The organism is Streptomyces tricolor (assembly GCF_002155905.1).
Taxonomy (GTDB): domain Bacteria; phylum Actinomycetota; class Actinomycetes; order Streptomycetales; family Streptomycetaceae; genus Streptomyces; species Streptomyces tricolor.
This window is the reverse complement of the sequence record NZ_MUMF01000304.1, coordinates 1-5781: the sequence shown is the minus strand read 5'-3', so window position 1 is coordinate 5781 and position 5781 is coordinate 1. Positions and strand designations below refer to the sequence as shown.

The 5781-nt window shown below is 73.7% G+C and carries 5 protein-coding genes and 1 pseudogene; 3 read left to right on the top strand and 3 right to left on the bottom strand.

Features of this window, described 5'->3' with window-relative positions; all coding sequences use genetic code 11:
• Together CCN44_RS22080 and CCN44_RS22075 are read right to left on the bottom strand one after the other, a co-directional pair.
• Positions 1–792: pseudogene (locus CCN44_RS22080) on the bottom strand (hypothetical protein); the annotation flags it as partial.
• A gap of 414 nt (positions 793–1206) precedes the next feature.
• On the bottom strand, positions 1207–1908 hold the full coding sequence (locus CCN44_RS22075) for a PH domain-containing protein (RefSeq protein ID WP_059252285.1): 702 nt from the start codon (positions 1906–1908) through the stop codon (positions 1207–1209).
• Positions 1909–2044: 136 nt separating this feature from the next.
• Between CCN44_RS22075 and deoC the strand changes: the two genes are divergently transcribed.
• Genes deoC through CCN44_RS22060 form a run of 3 tightly spaced genes read left to right on the top strand, consistent with a single transcriptional unit; the run spans position 2045 to position 5357 of the window.
• Positions 2045–3043 carry a deoxyribose-phosphate aldolase gene (gene deoC / locus CCN44_RS22070; RefSeq protein ID WP_059252284.1) on the top strand — a complete coding sequence of 333 codons (999 nt, stop codon included), beginning with the start codon at positions 2045–2047 and terminating at the stop codon, positions 3041–3043.
• A gap of 6 nt (positions 3044–3049) precedes the next feature.
• Complete coding sequence (locus tag CCN44_RS22065; protein ID WP_059252283.1) at positions 3050–4480, top strand: aldehyde dehydrogenase family protein; 1431 nt, start codon at positions 3050–3052, stop codon at positions 4478–4480.
• On the top strand, positions 4473–5357 hold the full coding sequence (locus CCN44_RS22060) for an aldehyde dehydrogenase family protein (RefSeq protein WP_086698872.1): 885 nt from the start codon (positions 4473–4475) through the stop codon (positions 5355–5357). The genes CCN44_RS22065 and CCN44_RS22060 overlap by 8 nt, the downstream gene beginning before the upstream one ends.
• Positions 5358–5442: 85 nt before the next feature.
• Here the strand turns inward: CCN44_RS22060 and CCN44_RS22055 are convergent.
• Positions 5443–5781: hypothetical protein (locus CCN44_RS22055; protein ID WP_086698869.1), on the bottom strand; the 339-nt coding region annotated here is incomplete at its 5' end.

The window sequence follows — 5781 nt, the reverse complement described above, 5'->3', positions numbered from 1 at the left end:
GGCCGTGTCGTCGGCGGCGAACACCTCCGTGTCACCGTCGGCGCCCTCGCGCACGAGGACCCGGAGCACGGGCGCCGGCGCCGCGCGCAGGGCGCCGGCCCGGCGGCGGCCCAGCAGCCCGGAGACCAGCGTGGTCAGGCCCTGACCGGCCACCAGCCAGGCGAGCGCGGGCATCGCCCGGGCAGCCTCGGCCTCGTCCGGCGGGTGGGCCGAGGTGACCGCGAGGGCGCCGAGCCCGAGCGCGAGCAGCACGCCCCCGCAGACGAGCAGGAACCGGCCGCGGGACAGGGGGCGGCCGGCGTCCGGCAGCGGCGCGCTCGCGCCGCCGGCCGCGTCCCGGGCCCGTTCCCGCTGCCGGCGCCGTGCCACCAGCCGCAGGACGGCCGCCGCCCAGACCGCGGCCAGGACGGCCCCGGCGACCGCGGTCTCCGGCCAGGTCGTGCCCGGCCGCAGTACGGCCAGCAGTACCGCGAGCGCGGGCGCGGACACCGGGACGATCTCCGGGCGCGCGCACAGCCAGAGCCCGTGCAGCGCCAGCAGCGCGGCGGCCCACGGGTGCCATCCGGCGAGCAGCGCCAGCAGCCCGGCGACCGCCACGGCGGCGGACAGGGCGGTCAGCAGATGCCGGGTCCGGGACGGCAGGGGCACCCAGCGGGGCGGCAGCGCGTCGAGCCAGCGGCGGGCGTGCTCACCGCTCCAGGCAAGGCAGCCGTCGGGCACGGACGCGGCGGGCAGAGCGGGAACGGGCAAGGTCAGCGGCGACGGCGACGGCCGTCCGGGGGTCGTACTCATCGCTTTCCAGACACTCGACGAAGAGGAACGGTTGGGTCCCCCGTACGACCGGACACCACGACCCGGCCCACGCCGGCCGCCCGCCACCGGCCGGGGAAAGGAAGGACCGCGCCCGCGACCGGGCGGGAGCAGGACGGGCGGGGCCGGGAGCCACGGCCCGGAGGACGCCGAGCCACGCGCCGGCCGGCGGGACCGAGCCCGTCCCGCAGCCCGTTCCGGCCATCGCTCGGGCTCGCACCCGGAAGATCAGCACCCCCGCCCGAGCACCACAGACCGAGCACCACCGACCGCCCCACCCCGGCGACCGCCCGGCACGACGGGCCACAAGCCGCCCCGGCGCCCGGTTCATCCCCCGCAAGCGGCAGCGAGCGGCGACCGACGACCCCCCGAGCGCCGCGCCGCCCCGCCCCCGCGTCAGCCCACAGCGACCAGGATCGCCAGCAGTACGGCTCCGGCGACCGCGGGTGCCATCACCTCGTAGGCCCACCGCACGGTGACCTCCCCCTGGGCCGACTCGGCCTCGCCCCGGTTCTCCAGCAGTTCCCGCAGCTCGTCCATGACCTGGTCGGTCTCCGCGCGGGTCGGACCGGTGTCCGGGCCGCGCAGGCTGAAGCCGCCGAGGCCGAAGCCGCCCGGTGCGAGGCCGCCGCCGCGGCGGCCCGGCGTCACGCCCCGGGCCGCGTCCGCCGCCGCCCGCTGCTGCCGGCGGGCCGCCTTCTTGCGGGCGCGCAGCGAGACGGGGATGGCCCACAGCTGGTACTTGGTGCCGGACTTGGCGACGACCTCGTTGGAGTAGCCGGAGCGCAGGCTCGCGACCTCGCCCCAGGGCAGGGTGATGATCCGCAGCGGGTTGCGGACGCGCAGCCGGTCCTCGCCCGCGAAGACCGCCGGGCGGAGCGTGAAGGCGGCGACGACCGGCACGATCAGGATCAGCCCGGCCAGCGCCAGCCACGGGGTCCGGCCCTCGCCCTTGACCAGGGCGTCGAGGCCCAGCCAGAGGACGACCAGGAGCAGCAGCACGCCGCCCGCCAGCCCCAGGGGCGAGCGGTAGATCCGGTCCTTGACGGCGGGCGCCGGCGGCGGTGACGCGGGTGACGGGTGATCCGGGGTGGTCATGGCCCCGATTCTGCACGACACCGCCGACGCTGCGGCCACGCGCCAGGGAACCGGCGCTCATCCGTGATCTGCGCGCCCGGTATGAGCAGCGGGGGTGTACAGCCGCTACGCGCGTAGATATGCTCGTCTGGTGACCATGCCCACCTCCCCCAAGTTCTCGGCTTCGCTCGGACAGGGCGGTGCCCCCACGCCTACCGCACACGCTCTCGCCGACGTCACCGCGTCCGACAGCACGCTGCGCCGCTTCCTGCACGGGCTGCCCGGCGTCGACGCGGTCGGCCTGGAGGCGCGCGCCGCGTCCCTCGGCACCCGTTCCATCAAGACCACCGCGAAGGCGTACGCCATCGACCTCGCCATCTCGATGGTCGACCTGACGACGCTGGAAGGCGCGGACACCCCGGGCAAGGTCCGGGCGCTCGGCGCCAAGGCGGTCCACCCCGACCCCACGGACCGTACGACCCCGACGACGGCCGCGGTCTGCGTGTACCCCGACATGGTGGCCGTCGCCAAGGAGGCCGTCGCCGGCTCCGGCGTGAAGGTCGCCTCGGTGGCCACCGCCTTCCCGGCCGGCCGTGCCGCCCTGGAGGTGAAGCTGGCCGACGTGCGCGACGCCGTCGCCGCCGGCGCCGACGAGATCGACATGGTCATCGACCGGGGCGCGTTCCTCGCCGGCAAGTACCTGAAGGTGTACGACGAGATCGCCGCCGTGAAGGCGGCCTGCGGGGACAGCGCCCGGCTGAAGGTCATCTTCGAGACCGGCGAGCTGTCGACGTACGACAACATCCGCCGCGCCTCCTGGCTCGGCATGCTGGCCGGAGCCGACTTCATCAAGACCTCCACCGGCAAGGTCGCGGTGAACGCGACCCCCGCGAACACCCTGCTGATGCTGGAGGCGGTCCGCGACTTCCGGGACCTGGCCGGCGTCCAGGTCGGCGTGAAGCCGGCCGGCGGCATCCGCACCACCAAGGACGCGATCAAGTTCCTGGTCCTGGTCAACGAGACCGTGGGCGAGGACTGGCTGGACAACCACTGGTTCCGCTTCGGCGCCTCCTCGCTCCTGAACGACCTGCTGATGCAGCGCCAGAAGCTGGCCACCGGCCGCTACTCCGGTCCCGACTACGTGACGGTGGACTGATCCCCCATGGCATTCGAGTACGCACCCGCCCCCGAGTCCCGCGCGATCGTCGACATCGCGCCCTCCTACGGCCTGTTCATCGACGGCGAGTTCACCGAGGCCGCCGACGGCAAGGTCTTCAAGACGGTCTCGCCGTCGACGGAGGAGGTCCTCTCCGAGGTCGCCCGGGCCGGCGCCGAGGACGTCGACCGCGCGGTGAAGGCCGCCCGCAAGGCCTTCGAGAAGTGGTCGGCGCTGCCCGGCTCCGAGCGCGCCAAGTACCTGTTCCGCATCGCCCGCATCATCCAGGAGCGCAGCCGCGAGCTGGCCGTCCTGGAGACGCTGGACAACGGCAAGCCGATCAAGGAGACCCGCGACGCGGACCTCCCGCTGGTCGCCGCGCACTTCTTCTACTACGCGGGCTGGGCCGACAAGCTCGGCCACGCAGGCTTCGGTGCCGACCCCAGGCCGCTGGGCGTGGCCGGCCAGGTCATCCCCTGGAACTTCCCCCTCCTGATGCTGGCGTGGAAGATCGCCCCGGCCCTCGCGACCGGCAATACGGTCGTCCTGAAGCCCGCGGAGACCACCCCCCTGTCCGCCCTGTTCTTCGCGGACATCTGCCGCCAGGCCGGGCTGCCCAAGGGTGTCGTCAACATCCTCCCGGGCTACGGCGACGCGGGCGCCGCGCTGGTGGCGCACCCCGACGTGAACAAGGTCGCCTTCACCGGCTCGACGGCGGTGGGCAAGGAGATCGCCCGCACGGTCGCCGGTACGCGGAAGAAGCTCACGCTCGAACTGGGCGGCAAGGGCGCCAACATCGTCTTCGACGACGCCCCGATCGACCAGGCCGTCGAGGGCATCGTGAACGGCATCTTCTTCAACCAGGGCCAGGTCTGCTGCGCGGGCTCCCGCCTCCTGGTGCAGGAGTCGATCCAGGACGAGCTGCTGGACTCCCTCAAGCGCCGCCTGTCCACGCTCCGCCTCGGCGACCCGCTGGACAAGAACACCGACATCGGCGCGATCAACTCCGCCGAGCAGCTGGCCCGGATCACCGCGCTGGCCGAGCAGGGCGAGGCGGAGGGCGCCGAGCGCTGGTCGCCGGCCTGCGAACTGCCCGAGAGCGGCTACTGGTTCGCCCCGACGCTCTTCACGAACGTCACCCAGGCGCACACCATCGCCCGCGACGAGATCTTCGGCCCGGTGCTGTCGGTCCTCACCTTCCGCACCCCGGACGAGGCGGTCGCCAAGGCGAACAACACCCAGTACGGCCTCTCGGCCGGCATCTGGACCGAGAAGGGCTCGCGCATCCTCGCCGTCGCGAACAAGCTGCGCGCCGGTGTCGTCTGGTCCAACACGTTCAACAAGTTCGACCCGACCTCGCCGTTCGGCGGCTACAAGGAGTCGGGCTTCGGCCGCGAGGGCGGTCGCCACGGCCTGGAGGCATACCTCGATGTCTGACCGACTCAGTGTGTTCAAGACCTACAAGCTGTACGTCGGCGGGAAGTTCCCGCGTTCCGAGAGCGGCCGGGTGTACGAGGTGACCGACGCGAAGGGCAACTGGCTGGCCAACGCTCCCCTGTCCTCCCGCAAGGACGCCCGTGACGCGGTCGTGGCCGCGCGCAAGGCGTTCGGCGGCTGGTCCGGCGCGACCGCCTACAACCGGGGGCAGGTCCTCTACCGCGTCGCGGAGATGCTGGAGGGCCGCAAGGAGCAGTTCGTCCGGGAGGTCGCGGAGGCGGAGGGCCTGTCGAAGGCGAAGGCGGCGGCCGTCGTGGACGCGACGATCGACCGCTGGGTCTGGTACGCGGGCTGGACCGACAAGATCGCCCAGGTGATCGGCGGCGCCAACCCGGTCGCGGGCCCGTACTTCAACCTCTCCTCCCCGGAGCCGACCGGCGTGGTCGCCGTCCTGGCCCCGCAGGAGTCGTCCTTCCTCGGCCTGGTGTCGGTCGTGGCCCCGGTGATCGCCACCGGCAACACGGCGGTCGTGATCGCCTCCGAGAAGGCCCCGCTGCCGGCCCTGTCCCTGGGCGAGGTGCTGGCCACCTCCGACGTGCCGGGCGGCGTGGTCAACGTCCTGTCCGGCCGTACGGCGGAGATCGCGGCGCCGCTCGCCGCGCACCAGGACGTCAACGCGATCGACCTCGCGGGCGCGGACGAGGCGCTGGCGAAGGAGCTGGAGATCGCGGCGGCCGACAATCTGAAGCGAGTGCTGCGTCCACAGGCTGTGGATTACTTCGAGACGCCCGGGATCGAGCGGATGACGGCGTTCCTGGAGACGAAGACGGTGTGGCATCCGACGGGGTCGCTGGGCGCGAGCGGCTCTTCCTACTGACGGGGCCCCGGCGGGGAACTGCCGCCGACCGCCGACCGCGGGCCGGTCGTGGGGCGCAGTTCCCCGCGCCCCTTTCGGGGCGCCCTCAGTGCCCCAGTCCTCCCACGACCTGGCCGACCAGCGGGATGCTGCCCAGGGACGGGGCCTGGGCCAGGGGGCGGGTCAGGGTCTGGGAGCCGACCGGCTGGAAGTCGGCCAGCTGGGTGCCCACGCCGTTGTCGAGCGGGTCGACGCCCGTGCCCGCCAGCGGGTTGGGCTTGAGGCCGGCGACCGGGCCGGTGACGTAGCCGACGATGCCCGTCGCGGCACGCGTGCCGGCCTGCGGGTCGATGTTGCCGAGGTCGACGGGGCGGTAGTTGACGCCCACACCGGGGATCGAGTCGGCGGAGGCCGTGGCCGCGCCCGCGCCCAGGACCGCTCCGGC